The following is a 25,622-nucleotide window of genomic DNA, read 5'->3' on the forward strand; positions in this document are numbered from 1 at the left end:
AAATGAATAGGCTTATTGAAAAATATGCTTATTCATTCTTTTATAACACATAAAAATGCTTCTGTATTCTACGGAAGCATTTTTTATTTTGTAAATTTGAGAAAAATAAATTTCAATGGCATTATCTAACATAGAGCCGCAAATAATCTGGAAAAATTTCTCCAAATTAAATGCAGTTCCAAGACCATCTAAAAAAGAGGAAAAAGTAATTGCTTTCATCAAAGGATTTGGTGAAGACCTGGGCTTAGAAACTACTGTAGATGAAGTAGGAAACGTAATTATTAAAAAACCTGCCACTGCAGGAATGGAAAACCGTAAATCTATTGTACTTCAGTCGCATTTGGATATGGTTTGCCAGAAAAACAATGACGTTAATTTCGATTTTGAGACAGAAGGAATCAAAATGGAAATTGATGGGGATTGGGTAAAAGCAAAAGGAACTACTTTAGGTGCTGATAACGGTTTAGGAGTGGCTACCATTATGTCTATCCTTGAAAGTTCAGATATTCCACACCCTGCATTGGAAGCTTTATTTACTATTGATGAAGAAACAGGAATGACAGGGGCTATTGGTTTAAAACCTGGACAGCTTACCGGAGAAATCCTATTAAACCTTGATACGGAAGAGGATGATGAAATTGACATAGGTTGTGCCGGAGGTGTTGACGTTACCATCACTCAGACCTATGCACAAGAAGCTCCAAAAGGGCAGACTGTAAGAATTGAAGTGAAAGGATTACAGGGGGGACACTCAGGAATGGATATCCATAAAGGTTTCGGAAACGCAAATATTATTCTGGGAAGACTTCTTTACAAAGGATTAGAAAAGCAAAATCTTGAACTGATCTCTATTGATGGTGGTGGATTAAGAAATGCTATCCCAAGAGAAGGTGTTGCTATGATCTCTGTAAGAAATGCTCAGGAGTTCATCGAAGAAGTTACTGTTCTTAAGAAAGAAATTTTAGAAGAATTTGCATCTGTAGAAGCAGGTCTTCAGATCAATATTGAAAACTCTACTTCTTCTGACAAAGCGATCTCAGAAGCAGATTCTAAAAAAGTAATCCTTACTTTAAAGGCTCTTCACAACGGAGTTTACAGAATGAGTCCTGATGTAGCAGACCTTGTGGAAGCTTCTAATAACGTGGCAAGAGTTGAATTAAAAGGCGGAGAATTAAAAATCCTTAACCTTACAAGATCTTCAGTAGACTCTTCTAAATATTCTACAGCAGAACAGTTGAAGTCTGTAGCAGAATTGGCTGGAATGAATGTAGTATTCAGCGGTTCATATCCAGGATGGAAACCAAGACCAGGATCTGAAATCGTACAGATCATGGAAAAGATCTACACCGAGAAATTCAATGAAAAACCTCACGTAGTAGCTTGTCACGCTGGATTAGAATGTGGTATCATCGGAGCTAACTATCCTGAAATGGAAATGGTAAGTTTCGGCCCCACTATCAGAGGGGCACACTCTCCTGATGAGAAAGCGAACATTCCATCAGCTCAGAAGTTCTGGAGCTTCCTGAAAGATATTTTAGCGAATATTCCTCAGAAATAAATCAAAAGTCATGATTGGTACCTGGAAAGGAAAATATAAGTATAACCTCAAGCAAAACTCAAAATTCAACAATAAGGATGTTCAATTTCTTTTGGAGATCACAGAGTTTGACGGTGAAAGATTTATAGGAACTGTACAGGATGATGACCCTGAATTTGGAACCAAAGGACAAGGAATTATTGAGGGAAAACTTAATGGAGATCATATAGAATTCATTAAACAAATGCCGGTAAGAACCATGCTGCTTAAGAATGGAAAAAAGATAGAAGCTAAAAACAAAAAGCACCACCCTATCTATTACACTGGTACTTCCAACATGAAGGATTCTTTTTCCGGACAGTGGAAAATTAAAGCAGGAATCAGTTTTACCAATATGCTTTTATATATTTCCTTTGGCACAAAAGGTACATGGGAAATAACCAAAATAAAATAATAAAGCATAAAATGCTATATCAATATCCAAAGTCTTAGATTTTGGATATTTTTAATTTTAATTTAAACCATTAAGGTATTTTAAGCAGTTAAGATTATTAAGAATCCACAAGCGGATTGAAAAGTATCCCGCTCAAAAATATCCCGGATATTTTCTTAACTTTCCTTAATCACTTAAAATATCTTAATGGTTCCCAAAACCATTTAAATATGAAAAATATTACAGTATTCTGCGGCTCAAGTTTCGGGTCGGATAAGATTTATGAAGAACAGGCATTTTTGCTTGGCCAGGCTTTAGCAAAACAAGGTATACAGCTTATTTATGGTGGTTCTGAAACAGGTTTAATGGGAACAATAGCCAACGGAGCATTAAGTGAAAATGGAAAAGTAACCGGTGTTCTTCCCCAATTTTTAAAATCTAAGGAAATTGCCCATAAAAACTTAACAGAGCTTATCCTTGTGGAAACCATGCACGAGAGAAAAACCAGAATGAATGATCTTTGTGATGGTGTCATCGTTCTTCCTGGCGGTTATGGAACTTTGGAAGAATTCTTCGAAATGATTACATGGGCACAGCTTGGTCTTCACAAAAAGCCTATTGGTATCTTGAATATTGACGGATTCTACAATGACCTGATTAATTTGGTTGAAAATATGGTAAATAAAGGTTTTTTAAAGGCTGTAAACCGAGACATGCTTCTCATCAGTGACAATATAGATGAACTTCTGGAAAAAATGAGAAATTATAAAGCTCCTACTGTTGGAAAGTGGATTTCTAAAGAGGAAGTTTAATTATACAAAGAAGGAATATTTTTAGAGTATTCCTTCTTTTTATATATCTATCATCATTTCTTAGACATAGTTTAGTATTTTTGTAATTAAAATTTTATCACTATCAAAAGAAATAATGCCATGAAAAATGTATTTCTAACAGGCTGCCTATTTTTAAGCCAGATCGGTTTCGCACAATATAGTTACCCAAAAACGCCAGAGAAACCTGTAACGGATGATTATTTTGGAACAAAGATTACCGACAATTATCAATGGCTGGAAGACCTGAAAAGCCCTGATGTACAAACATGGTTTAAGGCCGAGTCAGACTACAGCCATATTATTATTGATAAAATCCCTAATCGTGAGACCCTTTATAATCGTATGAAGCAGGTTCAGGAAATGGGAGGTGACTCGTACAGCTATGCGAAACAAAGGGAAAATTTTTATTTCTATCTTAAAACAAAAAAGAACGAGAAGCTTTCCAAGCTGTATACCAGAGATATTTCTACGGGAAAAGAAACATTGATATTTGATCCCGAAACGTATAAAAAGAATGCTCAGATCACTAATTTCTCAATAGATTCCAAAGGCAATAAAATAGCGTTACTATTTTCGCAATCCGGTGGTGAAATTTGTGAGCTTAAGGTTTTAAACTTACAAACAAAACAAATACTTGACGATACACTGAGTCCTATCTGGAGTGAGTTCAACTTTGAGTTTACCCCGGATGACCAATCTATTATTTACACCAAGATGAGTACCGGAGATCCCAACAGCAATATGCTTCTGAAAGAAATGAAAGCAATGCTGCACAAGCTGGGAACCCATTCTGATCAGGATATTGTACTGGCATCAAGAGAGGCAAATCCGGAAATCAATATGCTAACGGAGCAATTTCCAATGATTGAGTTTTCTGAAGATTATCAATACATTTTCCTTAATATAGGTTCTACCAAATCGGAAAGTCCTCAATTCTATGCTCCTTATTCTGCTTTAAAGGATAAAAAAATCACATGGAAACAGATTGTAAAAGCTTCAGACGATATTACTCAAACCTTTATTAAAGGAGATCAATTATTTTTCCTTAGTCACAAAAATGCACCGAATTACAAAATAGGACTTACGAGCCTGTCAAACCCTGACTTTGATAATGCTAAAATTATCGTTCCGGAGGGTAATGCCGTAATCAAGTCAATCCACAATTCTAAAAATTATTTATTCTATGCTTTAAACAATGGTATTACTCAGGATAAATATCAAATTGACCTTAAAACATTAGCTATAAAAAAGGTACCGTTACCTAACGGAGTCAATACTTCCGCTCCCCTTAACTCCCGTGAAAATGATCATCTACAGTGCAATAACAGCAACTGGCTTACCCCGAATACATTCTATGAATATACTCCTCAGGATGGGAAAGTTATTAAAAGTAAATATTTCAATGGGCACAGCAAATACCCGGATTATAATGCATCCTATGAAGTAAAAGAAGTGGAAGTAAAAAGCCATGATGGTGCTATGGTTCCTCTTTCTGTTATCTATCCTAAAAACATGAAAATGGATGGTAGTACACCTGCTTACATCACCGGATATGGCGGTTATGGGATCTCTTCTACTCCACGCTTTTCAAATAGGTTGTCTGTACTGCTTGAGCAAGGTGTAGTTGTTGCTATCGCCCATGTGAGAGGAGGTGGAGAAAAAGGTGAAAACTGGCATAAAGACGGAATGAAAGCTAAAAAACCTAATACATGGAAAGATTTCATTGCCTGTTCAGAATATCTTGTTGACCAAAAATATACTTCTCCTTCAAAATTAATTGGTAACGGAGTAAGTATGGGAGGTGTTCTTATTGGAAGAGCCATTACAGAAAGACCGGATTTATTTGCCGTTGCTATTGCTGAAGTAGGAATGACTAATGTTCTTCGTTCTCAAAACTCAGCCAATGGAGCTAATCAGATTCCGGAAGTAGGAAGTCTAAAAAATGCTGAGGATACTAAATATCTTATTGAAATGGATGCACAAAGCAAGGTTAAAAAAGGAGTGAAATATCCTGCAGTGATTGTCCGTACTGGAATGAATGACTCACGAATTACCCCATGGGAACCAGCAAAATTTGCAGCAACACTACAAAACAGTACAGCATCTGATAAACCTGTTTTATTGTATGTCAATTACGAAAACGGTCATTTTACGAGTGACCTGGATGTAGTCTTCAAAGAATATTCTGATATTTTCGCTTTTGCATTATGGCAGGTAGGACACCCGAAGTTTCAGCCGGCAAAGAAATAAAAGTAAAAAATTCATAAAAACAAAAACCCGTCCGGAAAACTCGAACGGGTTTCTTATTAAGATTAAAAAATATTTTCTAAGGATAAGGAGCAATTTCCACTTCAAGCCCTTCCATAGCATCTGCAATATGCAACTGGCATCCTAATCGGCTGTTGTCTTTCACGTGGAAAGCTTCAGCAAGCATGGCATCTTCTTCATCTCCCATAGGTTCCAGACCAGGATCATTGATTACATAAACCTGGCATGAAGCACACATCGCCATTCCGCCGCATACACCAATAGTACCTTCTTCAGCCAATTCATAAGAACGGATAATTTCCATTAAGTTCATGGACATATCCGTTGGAGCAATAACATCGTGGGTTACACCTTCTCTGTCGGTGATTTTAATATTAATATCTGACATAATTCTGCAAAATTAGTCAATTTTTTTCACAACAGCCTTCTCTGCTTCTTTACGGCTTCCGTCAAATCCGTCTACTCCACTTACGGTAGTATATTTTAATACGAATTTTTTACCAGGATTCAGTCTGTTATAAACACTCTGACACATTAAAGTAGCCTCGTGGAAACCACAAAGGATCAGCTTCAATTTACCAGGATACGTATTGATATCTCCGATTGCATAAATACCATCAATGTTAGTCTGATAATCAAGAGCGTTGTTTACCACAATCGCATTCTTCTCAATATTTAATCCCCAGTTTCCGATCTCTCCTAATTTTGGAGTCAATCCGAATAATGGGATAAAGTAATCTGTTTCAATTTCAAAAGCATCCTCACCATCTTTCTGTACAGTGATTGCTTCTACTTTTCCGTCACCTCTGATACCGGTAACTTCAGCAGGAGTAATTAATTTAATTTTCCCTTCGTTTTTCAGATCCTGAACTTTTTCTACAGAATCCAAAGCTCCTCTGAACTCATTTCTTCTGTGAATCAAAGTTACTTCGCTTGCTACGTTGGAAAGGAAGATACTCCAGTCAAGGGCAGAATCTCCACCTCCGGCAATTACTACTTTTTTATTTCTGAAGTGTTCAGGTTCTTTAACGAAATATTCCAGTCCTTTTTCTTCATAATCAGCTACATTTTCGAAAGTAGGTTTTCTTGGTTCAAAAGTTCCCAATCCACCCGCAATAGCAATAGCTTTACATCTGTGAACTGTTCCTTTGTTGGTAATCACTTCAAACCACTCATCATCAACTTTTGTATAAGAAACAGCGGTTTCACCTAAAGTGAATCCAGGTTGAAACTGCTTGATCTGCTCCATCAAATTATCCACTAATTCTCCAGCATTCACTGAAGGATACCCCGGAATATCAAAAATAGGTTTCTTAGGATAAAGTTCAGCCAATTGCCCTCCCGGTTGTGGAAGTGCATCAATAATATGGCACTTCATTTTTAAAAGACCCGCTTCAAAAACTGCAAAAAGTCCTGTAGGTCCTGCCCCTATGATCAATATATCAGTGGTTATCATAATTTAAGATAATTTAATTATACATGTAACTGCAAATTTACTAATTTTAATGCGAAGCATATTTAATTGATTCTAAATAAAAAGCTGAGATTTGTCAAATATCTATTATTTAAGATATTAAATTTGGCAGTGTTTTTGTAAATGTCATATCATGAAGAAAATTTTAAACCTTTTTGCAGTATTCATATTCTTTTTAGGGTCTGCCCAGATTGATAACATCGCAGATGGCGAATCTATCACGCTTAGAATCCATTATGGCTTCTTAAATGCAGGAACTGCCAACCTTATCACTAAAAAGACCACCTACAAAGGTGCTCCTCACCTGTATGTAAAAGGTACCGGACAAACTACAGGTGCTGTAAAGGCTTTCTTCAAAGTAGAAGATCTCTATGAAAGTTTTATTGATAGTGCAAGCGGATTGCCAAGCTACTATGTTCGAAATGTACGTGAAGGAGGCTACCGTCAGCATTTTGAAACAGCCTTCAATCACGATAACAATACTTTAATTTTAACTGACAAGAAAACACCTGCCAATGGATCAAAGATAATCAAGTCTGTGAAAGGTGTTCAGGATATGCTTTCATGTTTCTATTATTTAAGAAGCAAAAGTCCGGATGAATTAAAAGTAGGAACAGTAATCAATATGAATGTATGGATTGATGATGAGATGTTCCCTTTCCAGCTTAGAGTTACAGGAACTGAGAACTTAAAAACAAAATTCGGCACAATCAATTGTTTAAAAATTATTCCGTCTGTAAAAAGCGGAAGAGTATTTAAAGAGAAAGAAGGGGTAACAATGTGGGTTTCCAATGATGCCAATCACTTACCGATGCTATTGAAAGCAGAATTAGCAGTAGGGTCTCTTAAAGCAAGTATTGACGATTACAAGAATGTAAAATATCCTTTAAAGTTTACCAAGTAAACATATATAGCCAATTTTTTTAATGTATCAATGTCTGTAATTTTTTACAGGCATTTTTTATTTTGAATGTAATAGATCTTCAATTCAAGTTGTCTTAATAATAGAAGCAGCAACGAGGCTGCTATGTCAATACTTCGTTTCACATGAAGTATGGATATAAGAAACAGACATGTGTAAATTTTTCAATAAGATCCGTTTTTAATTACGTTTTGTTTCTTAGGTCAGTAATTAAAAACAAAAACCTCCGGAGCTCCGGAGGTTTGTTTTATTATAATGTCTTGAATTGCTCCAAGGTTCTTATATCATTTTCAAAGAACATTCTGATATCGCTCATTTGGTAAAGAAGCATTGTAATTCTTTCAATACCCATTCCGAATGCATATCCTGAATATTTCTCAGAGTCAATATTTACATTCTTTAGTACAGCAGGATCTACCATACCACAACCCATGATTTCTAACCAGCCGGTTCCTTTGGTAATTCTGTAATCAGTTTCAGAGTTTAGTCCCCAATATACATCAATCTCAGCACTCGGCTCTGTAAATGGGAAGTAAGAAGGTCTCATTCTGATCTTAGATTTTCCGAAAAGTTCAGTCGTAAAGAACTGGATTGTTTGCTTTAAATCTGCAAAGCTTACATTCTCATCAATATATAATCCTTCAATCTGGTGGAAGATACAGTGAGAACGTGAAGAAATTGCTTCATTTCTGAATACTCTTCCTGGAGATAAAATTCTGATTGGCGGCTGATTTTCTTCCATATAACGAGTCTGTACAGAAGAAGTATGCGTTCTCAAAAGAATATCCGGATTCTGCTCAATGAAGAACGTATCCTGCATATCTCTTGCCGGGTGATATTCCGGAAGGTTCAATGCGGTGAAGTTATGCCAGTCATCTTCAATCTCAGGACCATCTGCTACTGCAAATCCAATTGATTTAAAGATTTCAATAATTCTGTTTTTAACCAGGTTGATGGGATGTCTTGACCCTAATTCCAATGGAAATGCAGGCCTTGTAAGATCTTCTTTTTCTACTACAACAGAAGATGCAGAAGTACTTTTTAAGTCTTCCAATTTCACAGCAACTGCCTGCTTCAAAGTATTGATCTTTTGCCCAAATTCTTTCTTCTGGTCGTTAGGAACTTCTTTAAATTTTTCAAAAAAATCATTCAGAACTCCTTTTTTACCGTTGTACTTAATACGGAAGTTCTCTATCTCTTCCTTAGAGGTAGCATTGAAGCCGTTTACTTCGATCAGTAGTTCTTCTATCTTTTCTATCATTATTTTACCCTTTCAAAATGTTTTGCAAAAATACGACTTTTAAGTTGAATAATAAGTCCGTCATAAAAAAATCTGCCTCTTTTTCGGGAGGCAGACTTCAATCACTTATTTCACTTAAATAAAAAAATTATTTCTTTTCTAAAGCTTTAACGTTGATCTGAAGCGTTACCTCGTCTTTAATCACTCCGTTTTCAGCAGGAGCCTGGAACTTAACACCAAACTCTTCTCTTTTGATATCCTTAGGTTCAGTAGCAACGCTTACTTCTCCGTCTTTCACAGAAACATTTGCTTTAAACTGAACAGGTTTTGTAATTCCTTTAATCGTTAAATTACCATCCAAAAGAGTATTATAATCACCTTCCGTGGTTGGAGTAACTTTTGTAATTTCATAAGAAGCTGTTGGGAATTTTTCCACTTCAAAGAAATCACCACTCTTAAGGTGACCGTTTAGTTTCCCCATATCTTCCGGACTGTCTTTCAAGTCTACAGAGGTCAGGGAATTCATATCAGCAACAAATTTACCGCTTTCAAGTTTTCCTTCCTTTACCGTTACATCTCCACTTTCAAACTTAATAGTTCCGAAGTGGCTCGTATTCTCAGATTTAAATACTTTATATCCCTTCCATTCAACCTTACTGTTTAGCGTATCCAAAGTATACTGGTTACCATCCTTGGTTGTAGTCACCTCATTACTGTCACTGGTAAGCGGTTTATCTTTTTTACAAGAAACCATTACAGCAGCAACGAATAAAGCAGGAATAGCTAACGAAAACAGTTTTTTTCTCATTTTTGATTTATTTTTATTACTCCCGCTAATATAATAAAAAAAATTATGTTTTCATAAAAACCTTACATTTGTAATATGCTTTTAGAAATAAACAATTTATTCTTCTCTCACACCAAAGAAAAACCGTTGTTTCAAAACCTTAATTTAAGATTTGAGGCCAATAAAATCATTGCTCTGGCAGGAGAAAGTGGATGCGGAAAATCTACCCTTTTGAGCCTTGTATACGGACTGCTTAATTGGGAAAGTGGAGAGATTATTTTTGATGGAACCCAACTATTGGGTCCCAAAGGAAACCTTGTTCCCGGAGAAGCTGAAATGAAGTTTGTAGCACAGAATTTTGACCTGATGCCTTATGCTACCGTTGCTGAAAATGTAGGTAAATTTATTTCGAATATCAATTTAACAAAAAAAAGAGAAACCATCATAGAACTTCTTGAAGTAGTAGGTCTTCAGGAGTTTGCTGATGTACTTCCTAAATATTTAAGTGGCGGACAGCAACAAAGAGTAGCCATCGCAAGAGCACTTTCTGTGATGCCTAAACTGCTTATTCTTGATGAGCCCTTCAGCAACCTTGATTTTCCAAGAAAGATTGAGCTTAGAGAAAGACTTTTCCGATATGTGAAAGAACATCAGATCTCTCTGGTTATTTCTACCCATGAACTTCAGGACATCATGCCATGGCTGGATCAGATTGTTATTCTTCAGAATGGAAGACTCATTCAGAATGACAGTCCGGAGGAAACCTACAAAAATCCATACAATTCCTATGTTGCCAAATTATTTGGTGAGGTGAATATCTTCAACGAAATCGAAGCTGAAGACTTCCAACTTTCAAAGTTTTTCTATTACCCAAAAGGAATAGAAGTGTCTGAAAATGGTATCGAAGCCGAAGTTTTGGAAAGCAGATTTGCAGGAAATTACTATTGGAATAAGATGAAAGCAAGAAATAAGGAATTGGTGGTATATACTGATGATAAACTACAGGGTTCTGTCCATATTTCATTTATTTAAATTGCATAGAACTTAGATAGCAATCTTCTACTGTTTAAGCCCCAGCATAGCCTTTACAAGCTTACACAAAAGCACATAACTCATACATATACTTACACTTATCAATAAAAAAAATACAAACATAAGAATCTGTTATTAAACTTTTTCTTACATTTGTATTTCCACAGCATAAGGAAATTATTGGTTATTTCTCTTTCTGCCTTTTAGACGGACATTAGCAATCTTGCAATTAAGTCTTTGAAAGATTACACTGTCCAATTTTTTCCTTTTTTTATGGTCTTTAACCGATATCAAAAGTCAATGGCAATTATGCCTTCTTCACAAATTCCGACTTTAAAGCCATTGCTCCAAAACCATCAATCTTACAGTCAATATTGTGATCGCTTCCTGGTCTTAGGCGGATATTTTTCACTTTGGTTCCGGCTTTTACCGGCTTTGGTGCTCCTTTTACAGGAAGATCCTTTACAACGACTACAGAATCACCATCCTGAAGTTCATTTCCGTTAGAATCTAATATTTTTCCTTCGTTTGCTGCTTCAGAAGCTGTTTCTTCAGGATTCCATTCGTAGAAACACTGAGAACATACCATCATGTTATCGCTCGGGTAGGTAAACTCAGAGCTACATTTCGGACAAAGTATCGTATCACTCATATTTTTAATTTTTGCAAAGGTAGGGCTTTTTAGAGGTTGAAGTCAAGAGATAAAGGTTAGTATAGGAAATAATAAACAGCTGATAACGACCTACAACCCTCAAAGAATGAATCAAAATCAGACTCAAAACATCACTCGTTAATTTTACACCAACATGTGAATTACAATAAATTAACTAGTTTACCGTAAAGAAAATAAAGTATATTGATAAACCATGTATATTTTGTCTGTAAAAAATTTTCATTTAAGCAAAGATATGAGTTCATTCATCTCTGAATGAAAGGCTATGATAACCGAATAAAAAAATATGAATCTTTAGAAAAATCTTTACAAAGTCTGCATTAAAAAAAAATTAGCAAACACAACGAATTAACTATTAGGTATAATTTCACCTCAATCGGTAACATTAGATTTTACACGATAACACTTACCAGGTCTGTTGATTAAATTTATATTTTTGTTCGCAAAGGCACTTCATTCAGCTAAGGTATTAACTCATTCATTACTGAATAAAACGCCATAGCGATCGATCTCACACGTAGAATAATAAAAAAATATTTAGTGAACTCTGCATTAAAATGTATAGGGTATAAAAATTCATAAATATTATGAACCAGCTATTCGCTCAAAAACACTTTCACTCTACTACTCTAAAACCCTATTGCGCTCAAACTCTCCAACTCAATCTTTAACTCTCAACTTTAATTCGTATTTTTGCAGATTCAAACAGCGAAGCAAACTTATGGAACTTATTCACAGAAACTTGGCAATCGGAATTCACGATGCCTTACAGGAAACATTTTTTGAGAAAAACAAATATGCCGATAAAGTTATTGAAAGACTTTTAAAGGCAAACAGAAAATGGGGAAGCCAGGACAGAGCTGTTGTTTCTGAGATTTTCTACAATATCATCCGTTGGAAAAAACGCCTTGAATATTATATGGGTGAAGGAGTAAAACCCAACAATATCTATAAACTTATCATTGCTTACCTTCTTTGGAGCAAAACCAACTATAAAAAGTTTGAAGAATTTGACGGAATTAAGATTGCAGACATTCTTACCAAGCTTAAAAAGAATACAGTTCCTACAAAAGCAATAGAATATTCTATCCCGGACTGGTTGGCAGAAACATTGGAAAAAGAATTGGGTGCTAAATGGGAAAGAGAAATGCTTGCTTTGAATGAGCAGGCTCCTACTGTTTTAAGAACAAACTCATTAAAAACAACGACAAAAGAACTTATTTCTGACCTTTCAGATGAAGGGGTTGTATCCTTCCCTATCAAAAACTATCCTGATGCGGTACAGTTGGAAGAGAAAAAGAATGTTTTCCTTACTACAGCTTTTAAAGAAGGATTATTTGAAGTTCAGGATGCTTCTTCTCAAAAGATCGGATATTTCCTTGATGTAAAAGAAGGACAAAGAGTTGTGGATGCGTGTGCAGGTGCAGGAGGAAAAACACTTCACCTGGCAGCATTAATGCAAAACAAAGGTCAGATTGTAGCTTTAGATATTTTCGAGTGGAAATTGGCTGAATTGAAGCGTCGTGCTAAAAGAGCCGGAGCTCACAATATTGAAACCCGTATGATCTCTGACAACAAGGTCATCAAGCGTCTTCATGATAAAGTAGACAGACTATTAATTGATGCTCCCTGTTCTGGTCTTGGAGTTTTGAAAAGAAACCCGGACAGTAAATGGAAAATTGATCAGGACTTTATTGACAGAATCAAAAAAGAACAACAGCAGATTCTTCAGGATTACTCCAAAATGCTTAAAAAAGGCGGAAAGATGGTGTATGCTACTTGTTCTATCTTACCTTCTGAAAACAACCTTCAGGTAGATGAATTCATTAAAAACAACCCTGGATTCAAAATGATTAAGGATGAGAAGGTAATGCCAAGCGAAGGATACGATGGATTCTATATGGCATTGATTGAAAGAGTTTCTTAATTCACTTTACCACACAACTCTACATATAAAACTACTCCTTTGAGTAGTTTTTTTTGTTTTTTTAAACAAATATGTAACATTTCACGCTTATTCTCTACTAACTCTATAGATTAACCGTTTTGATGCTGTAAGTAGTTTTATAAACTCAATTACTTTATAGCCAATTATAGTATGAATACAAGAACTTAACTTTTGGGCGATCTTCTTAACCTTATCTGCTTCTATACAGTTCTAAGGATGCCAAGTATATATTCTTATTCTAAACAAAATTCCCACAAAACGATTACTCATGACATCACCGGCTGACAATGCTTCTTCCTGTTTTTAAGACCGGAAAATCATTTCAAAGTCTGAATAGTATAGTTAGTAAGAAAAACAGGATTTTAATTTACTAACAAAGGGCTTGTTAAAACCCTATAAAAACAAAACCTTCTTGCATGAGAATTGCAAGAAGGTAAAAACACAAATGATGAAAAAAAATTATTTCGAGCCACAAAGTAAGGACTAAAATTCGCATAATAAATTACCATATATTAAGAAATATGTCATTTTTATTTTGTATAGAGGTTACATGTATTTTAACCTAACGAAAAAAATTAATCAAAAACATCACAATTCTCTTAAATAGTTAATATTTTTCTTTCAAATAAATTAATTAATTGAAAATTTTAATTTATTTGAAATTTTAATTGTCATTTATAAACATCACCTTTACTTTTGTCACATAAATAATAAAAATATGTGTGGAATTGTATGTTTATTTGACGCCAAGCAGAAAACCGAGACATTAAGGCCTCAGGTTTTGGAAATGTCAAAAAAGATCCGTCATAGAGGACCGGATTGGAGTGGAGTTTTTCAGGATGAAAAAGTAGTTTTCTCTCATGAAAGACTTGCCATTGTAGATCCAACATCCGGAAAGCAACCTTTATTTACTAAAGACGGAAAAGTAGTGTTAGCCGTAAACGGTGAAATCTACAACCATAGAGAATTAAAAGAAGAATTTACCGATTATGAGTTCCAGACTCAATCCGACTGTGAGGTTATTCTGGCGCTTTACAGAAAATATGGAAAAGACTTTGTTGAAAAACTGAACGGGATTTTCGCATTTTCATTATACGATACAGAAAATGACGTGTATCTCATTGCCCGTGACCACATGGGAATCTGCCCATTGTATCAGGGATGGGATAAAAACGGAAACTATTATGTAGCTTCTGAATTAAAAGCTTTGGAAGGCATATGCAAAACCATTGAAACATTCTTACCGGGACATTTGGTATACAGCAAAGACGGAGCTGAGCTTCAGCAATGGTATACCAGAGAATGGGAAAGCTTTGACCACGTAAAAGAGAACGAAACGGATATTTCCAAATTGAGAAAAGGCCTTGAAGATGCTGTTCACAGACAGCTGATGAGTGATGTACCTTACGGAGTATTGCTTTCCGGTGGATTAGATTCTTCTGTTATTTCAGCAATAACTGCAAAATTTGCCAGACAAAGAATTGAAAGCGGTGATACTCAGGAAGCATGGTATCCAAGATTACACAGTTTTGCTGTAGGTCTTGTAGGATCTCCTGATTTAGCTGCAGCACAAAAAGCAGCGGAACATATCGGATCTGTACACCATGAGGTTAACTTTACGGTTCAGGAAGGATTGGATGCGGTACGTGATGTAATTTATCATTTGGAAACTTATGATGTAACAACCATCAGAGCTTCTACCCCGATGTATCTTTTAGCAAGAGTGATCAAATCAATGGGTATTAAAATGGTATTGTCAGGAGAAGGTTCTGATGAATTATTCGGTGGGTATTTATATTTCCATAAAGCTCCTAACGCTAAAGAATTCCATGATGAAACGGTAAGAAAACTTGGAAAACTTCACCTATACGACTGTCTGAGAGCTAACAAAGCTTTAATGAGCTGGGGAATAGAAGGAAGGGTTCCTTTTCTAGACAAAGAATTTATGGATATTGCCATGATGCTTAATCCAAAAGATAAAATGATTAATGTATCTGAAGGAAAAATTGAAAAATGGGTATTAAGAAAAGCTTTTGAAGATCTCCTTCCTGCCTCTATTGCATGGAGACAAAAAGAACAGTTTTCAGATGGTGTAGGATATTCATGGATTGATACTCTAAAAGAAGTTGCTGAGAAAGAAGTTACAGATGAGATGATGACTAACGCAAGATTCAGGTTCCCGCTAAACACCCCTCAAAACAAGGAAGAATACCGATACAGAACTATTTTTGAAGAGCACTTCCCTAGTGAAACTGCAGCGGCTACTGTTCCATCTGTTCCATCTGTAGCCTGCTCCACTCCTATCGCCCTGGAATGGGATGAAGCTTTCAAAAAGATGAATGATCCAAGTGGAAGATCAGTTAAGGTACACGAAACTTCGTATTAGTTGATTTTGAGAGTGAGAAGGTTTTAGAGTGAGGGAGAATGGTGAATTTTAGATGCTCAAAGTTTAAGGTTTGAGGTTTAAAGGTATCGTGATGCTAAATCCATTCACGATTCACTTGCAAGGCAAAATTCACTATTGATATTTACCGTTAAAAACAACATACTTTTCCCTCTTGTTTTTAACTTTCATCATAATAATTTATTAATCCTGTAGCAATACGGGATTATTTTTTGAATTAACTATAACAATATGGCATAATTTAACTGACAATCAAAAATAATATCTAATAAATAATTATATTTGGAAAACGAAAATATCAATTATAAAAAAATGAGAAGAAACCTTACTGTTTTATTTGCCTTATTATCCATCAGTTTTGCTTTTGGACAGGGAAAATATGGCAAATATCTGAACTCAAAAAAGCTTGCTTTAGCTTATAAAAGCGTGAAAGATGCTGATAAGGATGACTATTATCAACAGTTTTACTGGCTGGTAAAAGCTGAGCAGCTTAAAACCTATCCTCACCTTAAGGATATAAAGCCTGTAGTGCTGTATGAATTTGTAAAAAAAGTAAACCCTCAGAATCCTTCAAAAAAACTGGATAAAAGAGATAAAGAGCTTAGAGCTACTGCAGAATTATCTTTAAATCAATACTTCAAAAATAAAAACTTTGAAAACAATTCTGTATTAATGTACAACCTTGAGACTTACGTAGATCCATCAAAAGGACAATTCTACACTAAGGTAGATCCTGAAAAGATCAAAGAGCTGGTTCCTAAGGAATTGTTTGCCTTCAATTCTTTCAACAGAAATTTAGGAGAGGAAAAAACGTATTATCTTTGGGTGGATAAGAAAAAAGATGATCTTAATATTGTAGATATTATTCCTAATGAAAAAGAGGACAAATCCTTCTACACAAGATTAAGACAGTATCTTCCAAGCTATAAATTTTCAAAATATGTTCCGACTGTAAAAAAGGGGAACAAATCTGATAAAACAGACGTAGAATATTATTACATCATGCCTTTCGAGCAGAATACCGATAATATTGAATATAAAACAAAGGATTTCAAAAATTTCACTTTGAGCCAGTATAGAAAAGCTGGTGACGAATGGAAAGGAGTAGAAAAACCTAAAAAATAAATCAAAAAGTCCTGTGATATTTCGCAGGACTTTTTTAATTTTATATGGATTTCTTTATCTAAGAATCAAATTGCTTAAAGCAAGCACTTTTCTTCAAATAAAATAAGTCTGGACATTTTTGATTATTCCAGCCTATACAAAATGACAGAAACAAACCCTCAACAGACATCCATAAAGAAAATTCTTCCCCTGATTCTGGCTACTGCTATTTTTATGCAAATGCTGGATTCAACCATCCTGAATACTTCTCTCCCATCCATAGCCAAGGATCTTCACGAGTCTCCGCTGAATATGCAGAACGCCATTATCAGTTATGTATTGACATTGGCCGTTTTTATGCCGGCAAGTGGATTTTTGGCAGACCGTTTCGGAACCAAGAAAGTATTTATTTTCTCATTGATATTATTCAGTTTAGGTTCTTTATTCTGTTCATTATCCCAAAACCTTACCCATCTTGTTATTTCAAGAGTCATCCAGGGCGTTGGAGGAAGTTTGATGACACCAGTCGGAAAACTGGCACTCATTAAAACCTTTGATAAGAGTGAATTACTGAAAGCCATGAACTTCGCGATTATCCCTGCTCTTATCGGGCCTGTTCTCGGTCCGTTGGTAGGAGGTTATATGGTAGATTATCTTTCATGGCACTGGATATTCTTAATTAATATTCCTATTGGTTTTTTAGGGATTATTTTAGGATTAAAATTCATGCCTGATTATAAATCTGATGATGTAGATTTTGATTTAAAAGGTTTTTTAATTTTCGCTGCAGCCTCTCTCCTGCTCTCTATTTCACTGGAGCTGTTCGGAGATATGCAGAATATCTCTCCGGTTCTCATTGTATTTATCCTTGGGTTCCTGTTTCTTTACTATTATTATAAACACGCCAAAAAAGGAGGCCATCCTATTTTTCCTTTAAACCTTTTTCAGGTGAGGACTTTCCGTGTGGGCATTGTAGGAAATCTGGCAACAAGATTAGGAATTAGTTCTGTTCCTTTGCTTCTTCCACTGATGATTCAGATTGCTTATAAACAGTCTGCCGTAACTTCGGGATGGATTATTGCTCCGATGGCTCTGACTGCTATATTCGGAAAATCATCTGTTATCAAAATTCTGGATAAATATGGATATCGACAAACATTAATGCTCAACACTTTTATCATCGGAACCTTGATCTGTATGCTGGCTATTCCTGATATCCATACTTCATTATATTGGTTTGTTCCCATTATTGCAGTACTTGGATTTTTCAACTCTATCCAGTTCACATCTATGAATACCATTTCCATTGCAGATCTCCGAAATTTCCAGACCAGCAGTGGAAATTCTTTAATATCTGTTAACCAACAGCTCGCTATTGGCTTTGGAATTGCTTTCGGACTGATTGTTTTAAAATTATTTGAAGGTTCAGACCTCATCCAGGGTGAAACTCACAATGCATTCAGATACACCTTTCTTACCGTAGGAATATTAACCATCTTATCAGGATTCGTATTTAGAAGACTGCATATTTCAGATGGAAAGAATATGAAATCGAAAGATGAATAAGTAAAGATTACAGCTTTTTCAACCTCTTTACATACTCCCTTTCTACTCCCATACGAACTTATCACAGATCAATGCATCAGCCTTTTAAGTATGGTAATTTTGTTTACATAAAATCAACAATATTATGGCAACTAAAAAAGTAGAAATGGTAGTATCTCCAAGACCTGCTCACTTTGTAGGTGATGGTTTTAGAGTTCATAATTTTATTCCGGGCGTACATGGATTAGATATGAAGAGAATGGATCCGTTCATTATGCTTGATTATAATTCAAAATTTCATTTCAATGGTTCTGACAGACCAAGAGGTGTAGGAGTTCATCCACACAGAGGTTTTGAAACAGTAACCATAGCCTATAGCGGTAAAGTAGAGCATCATGACAGTGCAGGCGGCGGCGGCATTATCGGAGAAGGTGATGTACAGTGGATGACAGCTGCCAAAGGAGTTCTTCATAAAGAATATCATGAAACCGAATGGGCTAAAGAAGGAGGAATCTTTCAAATGGTTCAGCTTTGGGTAAATCTTCCGGCAAAAGATAAAATGAGTAATCCAAAATACCAGGCGATTGAAAATTCTAAGATGGAAAAAGTTGATCTTGGTGAAAATGGATATGTAGAAGTTATTGCGGGAGAATTTGATGGACACAAAGGTCCTGCGTTTACTTTCACCCCTGTTAACATGATGAATGCAAAGCTTAAAACCGGTGGTAAAGCAGAATTTAATTTTCCTGCCCATTTCAATACTGCCGCTTTGGTTATTGAAGGGAATATTACCATCAATGGGGAAGAGCATGTTAAATCAGATCATTTTGCATTATTTAAAAATGAAGGAGAAAACTTCACCATAGAAGCACAGGAAGATTCGGTTGTTTTAATCATCAGTGGAGAACCTATTAATGAGCCAATCTTTCCTCATGGACCTTTTGTGATGAATACCAGAGAGGAAATCATGCAGGCTTTTGAGGATTTCAATACCGGAAAATTCGGATATCTTGAAGATTAAAAGGATAGAATTAAATTTTCCTTAATCTTAAATGAGCTCTTTTTTTACTAACTTTATATATCATTAATCGGGGTAAAGTGTAAAAGATTAATGCCAAGGAATATTTGAGGATATAAACCTTATAGGTTATTGAAATCTATAAGGTTTGTTTTCTCAACAATTTTTATCTCATAAAAAATATTAATTTCTTTACCAAAGACCTCTAATAAACTTTTAATACAAAAATTATGAAACCTGAATTTGAAAACATACCTCTTGTAAAAACCGAAAAAAGATTTCAAATAGAAGTTAATGGACATTATGCCTTCATTGATTATCGCGAAACCACACACCAGATTGCTTTAATACACACTGAAGCTGATCCGGAACTTGGAGGAACAGGAGCGGCATCTGCTGTTGTGGAAAAAACATTACACTATATTGAAGAAAGCGGTAAAAAACTTCTTCCGTTCTGTCCATACGTTTTTGCCTTTATCAAAAAGCATCCGGAGTGGAAACGTATTGTAGATGAAAAGTTTGACGGATACGATAAGCTGTAAATTTTCATCAACATTTATTTAAACTAACATTAAAAGCATTACATCATTATGTCAAATATTGGACTTATCATCGAAGAAAAAGCAGCAGACATCGGGAACTTCCTGGTAGGAAGACTTCTTCCGTTCCGTGAAAAAAGAGCGGTGGGGCCTTTTGTTTTTATCGACCATATGGGACCTTCAGAATTAAAGGATTATCAAAATCTTGACGTGCCACCACATCCACATATCGGATTATCTACATTGACTTATCTGCTTGAAGGCTCTATTTTTCACAGAGACAGTATTGGAAGCGCTCTTGAGATCAAACCCGGTGCTGTTAACTGGATGACGGCCGGAAAAGGAGTGGTACATTCTGAAAGAACTCCTGAATATTTAAGACACAGCGACAAGAGACTTCACGGATTCCAGATCTGGGTAGGTCTTCCCAAACATCTTGAACAATCTGAACCTACTTTCCATCATATTGAAGCGGATGAAATTCCGGTTTGGGAGGAAGATGGGATTCAATATAAATTAATTGCCGGAGAAGCATTCGGAAAAATCTCTCCAGTTCCTGTACACAGTAAATTATTTTTCATCGAAATCAAAACCAAAGAACCTAAGAAAATAAGCATTGGAAAAGATCTTTATGGAGAATCTGCCATGTATGTTCTGGATGGAACGGTAACTACTGAAGGGAACTCTTATGGATCAAAACAACTGATGATCGCGAAAGATACCAAGCTTTGTGAGTTTGATATGAGCGAAAACGGTACAGTTTATCTTTTCGGAGGAGAGCCTTTTGATGAAGAACGTTTTATCTTCTGGAACTTTGTGAATTCTGACAAGGAAATAATCAATCAGGCTAAAGTAAACTGGAATGATCAGAATCATGATGCATTTCCTTTGGTTCCGGGTGATGAACAAGAATATGTACCGCTACCCAAAGCGATTTTAAACAGAAAATAATCTCCCCAAACAGAAAACCATGAAAATATTAGCATTTGCAGGAAGCAGCTCCTCTACTTCTATTAACAGAGAACTGGTAAAGTTTGTTTTAAAGGATTTTCAGGAAGAAGAGATCAACCTCATTGACCTGAATGACTTCACAATGCCTGTTTTCTCTGTGGATCTTGAAAAGAAAGGGTTTCCGGATGAAGCTCACCATTTTTTAAAGGTCATTGAAGAATGTGATGTTATCATTTGTTCTCTTGCAGAACACAACAGATCTTACAGTGCCGCTTTTAAAAACGTTTTTGATTGGGCATCAAGGATTAATGTGAAGGTGTTTCAAAACAAGCCGATGCTCCTTATGAGTACTTCTCCCGGAGGGTATGGCGGCGGAAACGTTATGAATACAGCCAAGACATTCTTCCCTCAATTTGCTGCAGACATCAAGGATACTTTTTCATTGCCGAAATTCTATGAGAATTTTGATCTTGAAAGTGGAGTGATTAATCCTGAGATGCTCGGTGAACTGAAAACAAAGATTGAAAATTTTAAAAATCTAATAAAAAACAATGACTAAAGGAAGACTAGAAGCTTTCAGTGATGGGGTTCTGGCGATCATTATTACGATCATGGTTCTTGAACTGAAAGTACCTGAAGGAGGCAGCTGGGCCAGTCTCAAAGCGCTTCTACCTAAATTTTTAGCTTATATTTTCAGTTTCATTTATGTAGGTATTTACTGGAATAACCATCATCACCTATTTCAGGCGGTGAAAAAGGTAAACGGAGGTATTCTCTGGGCCAATCTTCATTTATTATTCTGGCTTTCCATGATGCCTATTGCTACAGAATGGATTGGCACTACCGGTTTTGCAGAAAACCCTGTAGCAACCTATGGTATTGTCCTCGTATTATGTGCAATTGCCTACAGCATTCTGGAGAATGTTATTATCCGATGTGAAGGTGAAAACTCAAAGCTGAAGGAGGCTATACACGCAAAGTATAAGGAGAATATATCTATTATTTTTTATATTTTAGGAATCGCTACTTCATTTTTTTATCCTTATATTGCCATAGGTTTTTATTATATAGTGGCTCTTATATGGCTGATTCCGGACCAAAGAATCGAAAAATCATTAAAAGACAATTAATATGGAAACACACGAATATCCTAACGGCGACATCACTGTCATCTGGCAGCCTCAAAAGTGTATCCACTCGGCTGTATGTGTAAAATTGCTTCCCAAAGTCTACAATCCAAAAGACAGACCCTGGATAAAAGCAGAAAATGCAACCCCTGAAGAATTAAAAAATCAGATAGATCAATGCCCATCTGGAGCATTAAGTTATAAATTCAATACTGGAAAATAATGGCAGTAACGGTAAAAGCAAGTTTAGGAAAAACAAAATATTATACAGAGGTAACAGCGGGAGAAAATACAATCATTACCGATGAACCTATAGATAAAGGCGGACAGAACAAAGGTTTCAATCCCATGGAAATTCTGGCTACTTCTTTGGCAAGCTGTACTGCAGCAACCCTAAGAATGTACATAGAAAGGAAGGAATGGGATGTGGAAAACATCCATGTAGAAGTAGAACTTGAAAATTATCCCTTGACAAAAAAAGCGATCTTCAAAAGAGATATCAGCTTTGATGGAGTTTTGGATGATGAACAGTTGAAAAGACTACATACCATTGCTGATGCCTGTCCCGTACATAAAATATTAACCAACGATATAGAAATACTAACTAAATTCTCATAAAACATGATCGAAGTAAAACAAAACAACGACGAGAAACACGGAAGTTTTGAAGCTTTCATAGATGGAAAACGCGCAGGAATGATGACGTATACCTGGGCAGGAGAAGAAAGATTTATTATAGACCACACGGAGGTGGAAGAAGCCTACAACGGAAAAGGTGTAGGTAAGGAAATGCTTTTGGCTGCTGTAAATTTTGCAAGAAAGGACGGGAAGAAAATCATTCCTCTTTGTCCCTTTGCTAAAGCCAGTTTCCAAAAGAGTGAGGAATTGCAGGATGTTTTAGTGAATTAATCACTGTTTCCACCCTTACAATACAAACCTTTCAGAGCAGATCTGGAAGGTTTTTTTCATGCATATATTTTTATTTTTAACGCTTAGGCTCTTTCTTAACGCAAAGTTTTTATTTACAGCACGGATTATTTTTAAGGGAGCTAAGAAAGAATCGATTTTCAATCGATTTGATGAAGCGAACTGCCACTCGTTATCACTATAAACAATTTGGTGACTATATACAATTTTACACCACTGTCATTGACTACGTCGAATCTTCGATTTCTGACAAAGGAAGAATCTCATAATATGGCTTAGATTCTTCATTTCACTTCGTTACATTCAGAATGACAGAATCATAATAATAAGATAACCGCATTAGTGTAAAATTGTATATAATTACCAAAAATTTAAAATGGTGAAAAGTATAGAGAATAATTGCTTTTATGAGCTCCATAACTTCCAGCTTCAAACCTTTCTGAAAAATATAGGTTTTATCCCGAGCTTAGATCTCTTTCAAAAAGTAATTGTATAAAAATTGTCTCTGAACTAAATTCACGATTCACGATGGTTCTTTTTTATATATTTGCTAAAATTTAAAATCTAAGCATGAATCCAGGAACTATCCTTTTGCTGTTTGTCTTTATCTACTTCATCGGCCTTTTGGTGATCTCTTATTTCACCAGCCGGAATTCTGACAACCAGTCCTTCTTTATCGGTAATAAAAAAAGTAAATGGTGGCTCGTTGCATTCGGAATGATAGGGACCAGCTTAAGTGGGGTTACCTTTATTTCAGTTCCGGGAACTGTTGGCAAAATGACCGGCTCCGAATATATTTATGGTGGTTTTGAATATTACATGATGGTAATTGGCTTCTTTATAGGATATTTTATTGTTGCAGCCATCCTTTTGCCACTGTATTATAAGATGAATCTTACTTCCATATATACGTATTTGGGGAAAAGATTCAATGTGGAAGCGCATAAAATCGGATCCATATTCTTTATTATTTCAAGAGCTATTGGTGCTACAGCAAGATTATATCTGGTGGTAAATGTGTTGCAGATTTTCCTTCTTGAAGGACTGGGAGTTCCATTTTGGGTAACTTCCATGATTCTTTTGCTAATGGTTCTTCTCTATACTTTTGAAGGGGGCGTAAAAACCATTGTGATTACAGATACATTGCAGACTTCTTTCATGATTATCAGTTTAGTGGCTTGTATTGTCTATATTCTATCCAATCTAAATCTGTCTTTTGGTGAAGCATACACGATTTTGGGGCAGAAAAATTATACTCACTTCATCAATTTTGATCCTAACTCCAAGACATTTTTCCTAAAGACCATTCTGGGTGGAATCTTCATTACCATTGCCATGACCGGACTGGACCAGGAAATGATGCAGAAAAATATCTCTGTAGACAATCTTAAAAACTCAAAGAAAAACATGCTAACTTTCGCAGGAACCCTTCTGTTAGTTAATCTTGCTTTCTTATTTTTAGGAGGATTACTTTATCTTTTCGCCTTACAGCATGGTGCAGAATACGGAACTACGGGAACTGATCCTGTGAGCAATATCTTCGGGTTCAAAGATGCTGCAGGAAACATCAAGAATATCATGGGAGATGATCTTTTCCCTGCTTTATCTCTTAATGGGTATTTCCCAATGGCCATTTCCGTTATTTTCATCATCGGATTGATTTCAGCGTTATTCCCTTCTGCGGATGGAGCATTAACAGCGGTAACAAGCTCGTATTGTGTAGATTTGTTAAACCTTAACGAAGATAAAACCAAAACTGAAAAAGAAAAGAAAAGACTTCGTATGAAAGTGCATTTAACATTCACTGTTATGTTTTTCATCCTAATCATGGTGTTCAAAGCACTGAATGACAAATCTATTGTATACCTGATTATGGAAATTGCAGGATATACGTATGGACCTCTATTAGGACTTTTTGCTTTCGGGATTTTCACTAAGTTTCAGATTTCCAAAAAGTACTCTATTCTTATGGTAACAATTCTAGCCCCTATCATCACTTATTTAATCAATTTTGCAGTTACTTCTTATACGGATTACAGAATTGGTGTGGAGCTGATTGTTCTTAATGGATTATTGACCTTTATTGGATTATGGATGGTGAAGGATAAGCAGCATTTAAGAATCGTTTAATCCATAATAACCCCAAAATATCAGTAATGAAATTATTCGTTTTTCTGGCCTTCAGCTTGTTTGCAGGTACATCTGCAAACGCACAGAATGCTATTGATTTTGCCAATCTTACAAGGTATAAAGATGAAAATACAAGCATTTTAAATTCAAAGAAAAATGTGGATGTTGTCTTTATGGGCAATTCCATTACAGAAGGCTGGGTAAAGAGTCATCCGGAGTTTTTCTCTGAAAACAATTATACGGGCAGAGGAATCAGCGGACAAACTACGTCACAGATGTTGTTACGCTTTCAGAATGATGTTATCGCTTTAAAACCTAAGCTGGTGATCATTAATGCAGGAACTAATGATATTGCTCAGAATACAGGCATTTATGATGCTGATTTTACTTTTAATAATATCAAAGCTATGGCTGATATTGCTCAAAACAACGGAATTAAAGTAATCATTGCTTCCGTATTACCCGCTGCTGCATTTCCATGGCGTAAAGAAATAACGGACGCCCCCCAAAAAGTAGATGCCCTAAACAACAGATTAAAGCAGTATGCGAACAATAACAGACTCATGTTTGTAGATTATAATACTGCGATGCGTGATGCAAAAGGCGGGATGCGCGAAGGACTTTCAAAAGATGGCATCCATCCGGTTCCTGCAGGGTATGCAATCATGGAACCAATGATTAAAAATGCAATCAATAAAACATTAAGAAAAAAATAAAAATTTCAAAAAAT

Annotated in this window: 25 protein-coding genes; 20 read left to right on the plus strand and 5 right to left on the minus strand. The window is 35.7% G+C overall.

Features of this window, described 5'->3' with window-relative positions:
- Positions 1 to 115 precede the first annotated feature (115 nt).
- The 4 genes from J2772_RS22075 to J2772_RS22090 all read left to right on the plus strand — a co-directional run bounded on the left by J2772_RS22075 (position 116) and on the right by J2772_RS22090 (position 5,053).
- Positions 116 to 1,558, plus strand: coding sequence for an aminoacyl-histidine dipeptidase (locus tag J2772_RS22075; protein WP_209920607.1), 1,443 nt, complete (start codon positions 116 to 118; stop codon positions 1,556 to 1,558).
- Positions 1,559 to 1,568: 10 nt separating this feature from the next.
- The gene (locus tag J2772_RS22080; protein ID WP_209920611.1) at positions 1,569 to 1,991 is read left to right on the plus strand and encodes a hypothetical protein; all 423 of its coding nucleotides are present in this window, start codon (positions 1,569 to 1,571) and stop codon (positions 1,989 to 1,991) included.
- A 209-nt stretch (positions 1,992 to 2,200) separates the two neighbouring features.
- A complete protein-coding gene (locus J2772_RS22085; RefSeq protein WP_209920614.1) occupies positions 2,201 to 2,782 on the plus strand; it encodes a TIGR00730 family Rossman fold protein in 582 nt (193 codons plus the stop codon).
- Positions 2,783 to 2,902: 120 nt separating this feature from the next.
- Positions 2,903 to 5,053: a prolyl oligopeptidase family serine peptidase gene (locus J2772_RS22090; protein ID WP_209920619.1), complete on the plus strand. Its 2,151-nt coding sequence runs from the start codon at positions 2,903 to 2,905 to the stop codon at positions 5,051 to 5,053.
- Between the two features lie 76 nt (positions 5,054 to 5,129).
- Here J2772_RS22090 and J2772_RS22095 read toward each other — a convergent pair whose 3' ends face one another.
- Together J2772_RS22095 and J2772_RS22100 are read right to left on the minus strand one after the other, a co-directional pair.
- Positions 5,130 to 5,459, minus strand: a complete 330-nt coding sequence (locus tag J2772_RS22095) for a 2Fe-2S iron-sulfur cluster-binding protein (RefSeq protein WP_045493683.1) — start codon at positions 5,457 to 5,459, stop codon at positions 5,130 to 5,132.
- A 12-nt stretch (positions 5,460 to 5,471) separates the two neighbouring features.
- Positions 5,472 to 6,527, minus strand: a complete 1,056-nt coding sequence (locus tag J2772_RS22100; RefSeq protein ID WP_209920622.1) for an NAD(P)/FAD-dependent oxidoreductase — start codon at positions 6,525 to 6,527, stop codon at positions 5,472 to 5,474.
- Between the two features lie 151 nt (positions 6,528 to 6,678).
- Here J2772_RS22100 and J2772_RS22105 point away from each other — a divergent pair, with 151 nt between their 5' ends.
- On the plus strand, positions 6,679 to 7,449 hold the full coding sequence (locus J2772_RS22105; protein WP_209920624.1) for a DUF3108 domain-containing protein: 771 nt from the start codon (positions 6,679 to 6,681) through the stop codon (positions 7,447 to 7,449).
- A 268-nt stretch (positions 7,450 to 7,717) separates the two neighbouring features.
- Here the strand turns inward: J2772_RS22105 and pheS are convergent, their stop codons facing one another.
- Positions 7,718 to 8,728, minus strand: coding sequence for a phenylalanine--tRNA ligase subunit alpha (pheS, locus tag J2772_RS22110; RefSeq protein WP_209920626.1), 1,011 nt, complete (start codon positions 8,726 to 8,728; stop codon positions 7,718 to 7,720).
- Between the two features lie 127 nt (positions 8,729 to 8,855).
- Positions 8,856 to 9,515, minus strand: a complete 660-nt coding sequence (locus J2772_RS22115) for a YceI family protein (protein ID WP_209920628.1) — start codon at positions 9,513 to 9,515, stop codon at positions 8,856 to 8,858.
- 75 nt (positions 9,516 to 9,590) lie between these two features.
- Between J2772_RS22115 and J2772_RS22120 the strand changes: the two genes are divergently transcribed.
- Complete coding sequence (locus J2772_RS22120) at positions 9,591 to 10,526, plus strand: sulfate/molybdate ABC transporter ATP-binding protein (RefSeq protein WP_209920630.1); 936 nt, start codon at positions 9,591 to 9,593, stop codon at positions 10,524 to 10,526.
- A 307-nt stretch (positions 10,527 to 10,833) separates the two neighbouring features.
- Here the strand turns inward: J2772_RS22120 and J2772_RS22125 are convergent, their stop codons facing one another.
- On the minus strand, positions 10,834 to 11,178 hold the full coding sequence (locus tag J2772_RS22125) for a zinc ribbon domain-containing protein YjdM (RefSeq protein WP_209920633.1): 345 nt from the start codon (positions 11,176 to 11,178) through the stop codon (positions 10,834 to 10,836).
- A gap of 742 nt (positions 11,179 to 11,920) precedes the next feature.
- On the opposite strand from J2772_RS22125, the gene J2772_RS22130 reads away from it, so the two are divergent.
- The 14 genes from J2772_RS22130 to J2772_RS22195 all read left to right on the plus strand — a co-directional run bounded on the left by J2772_RS22130 (position 11,921) and on the right by J2772_RS22195 (position 25,608).
- On the plus strand, positions 11,921 to 13,126 hold the full coding sequence (locus J2772_RS22130; RefSeq protein WP_209920638.1) for an RsmB/NOP family class I SAM-dependent RNA methyltransferase: 1,206 nt from the start codon (positions 11,921 to 11,923) through the stop codon (positions 13,124 to 13,126).
- Positions 13,127 to 13,865: 739 nt separating this feature from the next.
- Positions 13,866 to 15,533: an asparagine synthase B gene (gene asnB / locus J2772_RS22135; protein WP_209920641.1), complete on the plus strand. Its 1,668-nt coding sequence runs from the start codon at positions 13,866 to 13,868 to the stop codon at positions 15,531 to 15,533.
- Between the two features lie 300 nt (positions 15,534 to 15,833).
- Positions 15,834 to 16,676, plus strand: coding sequence for a hypothetical protein (locus tag J2772_RS22140; RefSeq protein WP_245365299.1), 843 nt, complete (start codon positions 15,834 to 15,836; stop codon positions 16,674 to 16,676).
- Between the two features lie 141 nt (positions 16,677 to 16,817).
- Positions 16,818 to 18,221 (plus strand): MFS transporter, encoded by a 1,404-nt coding sequence (locus J2772_RS22145; RefSeq protein ID WP_209920644.1) that lies wholly within the window; start codon positions 16,818 to 16,820, stop codon positions 18,219 to 18,221.
- Positions 18,222 to 18,345: 124 nt separating this feature from the next.
- On the plus strand, positions 18,346 to 19,221 hold the full coding sequence (locus J2772_RS22150) for a pirin family protein (protein WP_209920647.1): 876 nt from the start codon (positions 18,346 to 18,348) through the stop codon (positions 19,219 to 19,221).
- 227 nt (positions 19,222 to 19,448) lie between these two features.
- Complete coding sequence (locus J2772_RS22155; RefSeq protein WP_209920650.1) at positions 19,449 to 19,760, plus strand: GNAT family N-acetyltransferase; 312 nt, start codon at positions 19,449 to 19,451, stop codon at positions 19,758 to 19,760.
- A 48-nt stretch (positions 19,761 to 19,808) separates the two neighbouring features.
- Positions 19,809 to 20,708, plus strand: a complete 900-nt coding sequence (locus J2772_RS22160; protein ID WP_209920653.1) for a pirin family protein — start codon at positions 19,809 to 19,811, stop codon at positions 20,706 to 20,708.
- A 19-nt stretch (positions 20,709 to 20,727) separates the two neighbouring features.
- Positions 20,728 to 21,267 (plus strand): NADPH-dependent FMN reductase, encoded by a 540-nt coding sequence (locus J2772_RS22165; RefSeq protein WP_209920656.1) that lies wholly within the window; start codon positions 20,728 to 20,730, stop codon positions 21,265 to 21,267.
- Positions 21,260 to 21,838 carry a TMEM175 family protein gene (locus tag J2772_RS22170; protein WP_209920659.1) on the plus strand — a complete coding sequence of 193 codons (579 nt, stop codon included), beginning with the start codon at positions 21,260 to 21,262 and terminating at the stop codon, positions 21,836 to 21,838. The genes J2772_RS22165 and J2772_RS22170 overlap by 8 nt, the downstream gene beginning before the upstream one ends.
- 1 nt (position 21,839) lies before the next feature.
- Entirely contained in the window at positions 21,840 to 22,058 is a 219-nt protein-coding gene (locus J2772_RS22175; protein ID WP_066699640.1) for a (4Fe-4S)-binding protein, read from the plus strand.
- Entirely contained in the window at positions 22,058 to 22,453 is a 396-nt protein-coding gene (locus J2772_RS22180) for an OsmC family protein (RefSeq protein ID WP_209920661.1), read from the plus strand. The genes J2772_RS22175 and J2772_RS22180 overlap by 1 nt, the downstream gene beginning before the upstream one ends.
- 3 nt (positions 22,454 to 22,456) lie before the next feature.
- Positions 22,457 to 22,744: a GNAT family N-acetyltransferase gene (locus J2772_RS22185; protein ID WP_209920664.1), complete on the plus strand. Its 288-nt coding sequence runs from the start codon at positions 22,457 to 22,459 to the stop codon at positions 22,742 to 22,744.
- Positions 22,745 to 23,332: 588 nt separating this feature from the next.
- Positions 23,333 to 24,892, plus strand: a complete 1,560-nt coding sequence (locus J2772_RS22190) for a sodium:solute symporter (protein ID WP_209920667.1) — start codon at positions 23,333 to 23,335, stop codon at positions 24,890 to 24,892.
- Between the two features lie 26 nt (positions 24,893 to 24,918).
- Complete coding sequence (locus J2772_RS22195) at positions 24,919 to 25,608, plus strand: SGNH/GDSL hydrolase family protein (RefSeq protein WP_209920668.1); 690 nt, start codon at positions 24,919 to 24,921, stop codon at positions 25,606 to 25,608.
- Positions 25,609 to 25,622 lie beyond the last annotated feature (14 nt).

Source organism: Chryseobacterium jejuense (genome assembly GCF_017877355.1).
GTDB classification, from domain to species: Bacteria; Bacteroidota; Bacteroidia; order Flavobacteriales; family Weeksellaceae; genus Chryseobacterium; species Chryseobacterium jejuense_A.

What these genes read in the sequence shown, in the direction of transcription:
- J2772_RS22075 (WP_209920607.1), top strand. Translation starts at nt 116, where the DNA reads ATGGCATTATCTAACATAGAGCCGCAAATAATCTGGAAAAATTTCTCC.
- J2772_RS22080 (WP_209920611.1), top strand. Translation starts at nt 1,569, where the DNA reads ATGATTGGTACCTGGAAAGGAAAATATAAGTATAACCTCAAGCAAAAC.
- J2772_RS22085 (WP_209920614.1), top strand. Translation starts at nt 2,201, where the DNA reads ATGAAAAATATTACAGTATTCTGCGGCTCAAGTTTCGGGTCGGATAAG.
- J2772_RS22090 (WP_209920619.1), top strand. Translation starts at nt 2,903, where the DNA reads ATGAAAAATGTATTTCTAACAGGCTGCCTATTTTTAAGCCAGATCGGT.
- J2772_RS22095 (WP_045493683.1), bottom strand. Translation starts at nt 5,459, where the DNA reads ATGTCAGATATTAATATTAAAATCACCGACAGAGAAGGTGTAACCCAC.
- J2772_RS22100 (WP_209920622.1), bottom strand. Translation starts at nt 6,527, where the DNA reads ATGATAACCACTGATATATTGATCATAGGGGCAGGACCTACAGGACTT.
- J2772_RS22105 (WP_209920624.1), top strand. Translation starts at nt 6,679, where the DNA reads ATGAAGAAAATTTTAAACCTTTTTGCAGTATTCATATTCTTTTTAGGG.
- pheS (WP_209920626.1), bottom strand. Translation starts at nt 8,728, where the DNA reads ATGATAGAAAAGATAGAAGAACTACTGATCGAAGTAAACGGCTTCAAT.
- J2772_RS22115 (WP_209920628.1), bottom strand. Translation starts at nt 9,515, where the DNA reads ATGAGAAAAAAACTGTTTTCGTTAGCTATTCCTGCTTTATTCGTTGCT.
- J2772_RS22120 (WP_209920630.1), top strand. Translation starts at nt 9,591, where the DNA reads ATGCTTTTAGAAATAAACAATTTATTCTTCTCTCACACCAAAGAAAAA.
- J2772_RS22125 (WP_209920633.1), bottom strand. Translation starts at nt 11,178, where the DNA reads ATGAGTGATACGATACTTTGTCCGAAATGTAGCTCTGAGTTTACCTAC.
- J2772_RS22130 (WP_209920638.1), top strand. Translation starts at nt 11,921, where the DNA reads ATGGAACTTATTCACAGAAACTTGGCAATCGGAATTCACGATGCCTTA.
- asnB (WP_209920641.1), top strand. Translation starts at nt 13,866, where the DNA reads ATGTGTGGAATTGTATGTTTATTTGACGCCAAGCAGAAAACCGAGACA.
- J2772_RS22145 (WP_209920644.1), top strand. Translation starts at nt 16,818, where the DNA reads ATGACAGAAACAAACCCTCAACAGACATCCATAAAGAAAATTCTTCCC.
- J2772_RS22150 (WP_209920647.1), top strand. Translation starts at nt 18,346, where the DNA reads ATGGCAACTAAAAAAGTAGAAATGGTAGTATCTCCAAGACCTGCTCAC.
- J2772_RS22155 (WP_209920650.1), top strand. Translation starts at nt 19,449, where the DNA reads ATGAAACCTGAATTTGAAAACATACCTCTTGTAAAAACCGAAAAAAGA.
- J2772_RS22160 (WP_209920653.1), top strand. Translation starts at nt 19,809, where the DNA reads ATGTCAAATATTGGACTTATCATCGAAGAAAAAGCAGCAGACATCGGG.
- J2772_RS22165 (WP_209920656.1), top strand. Translation starts at nt 20,728, where the DNA reads ATGAAAATATTAGCATTTGCAGGAAGCAGCTCCTCTACTTCTATTAAC.
- J2772_RS22170 (WP_209920659.1), top strand. Translation starts at nt 21,260, where the DNA reads ATGACTAAAGGAAGACTAGAAGCTTTCAGTGATGGGGTTCTGGCGATC.
- J2772_RS22175 (WP_066699640.1), top strand. Translation starts at nt 21,840, where the DNA reads ATGGAAACACACGAATATCCTAACGGCGACATCACTGTCATCTGGCAG.
- J2772_RS22180 (WP_209920661.1), top strand. Translation starts at nt 22,058, where the DNA reads ATGGCAGTAACGGTAAAAGCAAGTTTAGGAAAAACAAAATATTATACA.
- J2772_RS22185 (WP_209920664.1), top strand. Translation starts at nt 22,457, where the DNA reads ATGATCGAAGTAAAACAAAACAACGACGAGAAACACGGAAGTTTTGAA.
- J2772_RS22190 (WP_209920667.1), top strand. Translation starts at nt 23,333, where the DNA reads ATGAATCCAGGAACTATCCTTTTGCTGTTTGTCTTTATCTACTTCATC.
- J2772_RS22195 (WP_209920668.1), top strand. Translation starts at nt 24,919, where the DNA reads ATGAAATTATTCGTTTTTCTGGCCTTCAGCTTGTTTGCAGGTACATCT.